At 70.3% G+C, this 1921-nt stretch carries 1 protein-coding gene; it reads right to left on the bottom strand.

Features of this window, described 5'->3' with window-relative positions:
• On the bottom strand, positions 1-1921 hold a 1921-nt coding region (dxs, locus tag ACPCJR_RS26245; RefSeq protein ID WP_391516487.1), incomplete at both ends, for a 1-deoxy-D-xylulose-5-phosphate synthase.

Below are 1921 nucleotides of genomic sequence, written 5' to 3'. Positions count from 1 at the left end.
GCGGCGCGGACGGCCTTGAGGATGCCCTCGGCGTCGAGCCCGGCCTCGGCGTACATCTTCTCCGGCTTGTCGTGATCCTGGTAGCTGTCCGGCAGCGTCAGCGTCCGCACCCGGACCCGGCCCGCATCGAGCACGCCGCGCTCGGCCAGCAGATGCAGAACCATCGCCCCGAAGCCCCCGACCGAGCCCTCCTCGATCGTCACCAGAACCTCGTGGTGCATCGCCAGATCCACGATCAGCTCCGCGTCCAGCGGCTTGGCAAAGCGCGCATCCGCCACGCTCGCCACCACGCCCTCGTCCGCGAGCGCGTCGGCTGCCTTCAGCGCCTCCGACAGCCGCGTGCCCAGCGAGAGAAGCGCCACCCGCGCCCCCTCCGGACGCCGCACCACCCGGCCCCGGCCGATCGCCAGCGGCTCGCCGGTCTCCGGCAGCTCCAGGCCGACGCCCTCGCCGCGGGGATAGCGCAGCGCGATCGGGCCCGAATCATGCGCATGGGCGGTGGCCACCATGTGCACCAGCTCGGCCTCGTCGGCGGCCGCCATCACCGTCATGTTCGGCAGGCAGCAGAGATAGGCCAGATCGAACGCGCCCGCATGCGTGGCCCCGTCCGCGCCCACCAGACCGGCCCGGTCCAGGCAGAAGCGCACGGGCAGGTTCTGCAGCGCCACGTCGTGCACGACCTGATCGTAGGCCCGCTGTAGGAAGGTCGAGTAGATCGCCACGAACGGCTTGTAGCCCTCGGTGGCCAGACCGCCGGCAAAGGTCACCGCGTGCTGCTCGGCGATGCCGACGTCGAAGGTCTTGTCGGGATGCGCCTTGCCGAACAGGTCGATGCCGGTGCCGCCCGGCATGGCCGCGGTGATCGCCACCACCTTCGGATCGGCATCGGCCGCCTTGATCAGGCTCTCGCCGAACACCCTCGTATAGGCCGGGGCGTTGGCCTTGGCCTTGGCCTGCACGCCCGAGACCACGTCGAACTTGACCACGCCGTGGTAGCGGTCGGCGGAGGCCTCGGCCGGCGCGTAGCCCTTGCCCTTCTGCGTCACCACGTGGAGCAGGATCGGGCCCTGATCCGAGTCGCGCACGTTCTTGAGCACCGGCAGCAGGTGGTCGAGGTTGTGCCCGTCGACCGGGCCGACATAGTGGAAGCCCATCTCCTCGAACATGGTGCCCCCGCCCACGATCAGCGAGCGGGCATACTCTTCGGCTGCCGCCGCGCGCTGGTAGAGCGCTTTCGGCAGCAGCTTGCCGAGCTGCTTGGCGGTCTCGCGCAAGCTCCGGTAGGTGCCGCCTGAGGCGAGGCGTGCGAGGTAGGCCGACATCGCGCCGACGGGGGGCGCGATCGACATGTCGTTGTCGTTGAGGATGACGATCAGGCGCGAATGCAGGGCGCCGGCATTGTTCATGGCCTCGTAGGCCATGCCCGCCGACATCGAGCCGTCGCCGATCACCGCGATCATGTTGCGGCGCTTGAGGGCCGGGCCGCCCTTGGCCTTGGCCTGCGCCTCGTCGAGGTCGCGCGCGACCGCCATGCCGAGGGCGGCGGAGATGGAGGTGGAGGAGTGGGCCGCGCCGAAGGGGTCGTACGCGCTCTCCGAGCGCTTGGTGAAGCCCGACAGTCCGCCGCCCTGGCGCAGCGTGCGGATGCGGTCGCGGCGGCCGGTCAGGATCTTGTGGGGGTAGCACTGGTGTCCGACGTCCCAGACGATGCGGTCGTCGGGGGTGTCGAAGACGTGGTGCAGGGCGACCGTGAGCTCGACCACGCCCAGGCCCGAGCCGAGATGGCCGCCGGTGATCGAGACCGCGTCGATCATCTCGGCGCGTACGGCGTCGGCGACGCGCTTCAGCTCGCCTTCCGGCAGGAGCCGGAGACGATCCGGCGTCTCAAGACCCTCAAGGATCGTCGTGTCCGCTAGTGCCA

Origin of the sequence: Methylobacterium sp. NPDC097929, assembly GCF_049543375.1 — a bacterium.
Lineage (GTDB): Bacteria > Pseudomonadota > Alphaproteobacteria > Rhizobiales > Beijerinckiaceae > Methylobacterium.
Note: the sequence above shows the minus strand (reverse complement) of the source record. Positions and strands in the feature narration are given on the sequence as shown.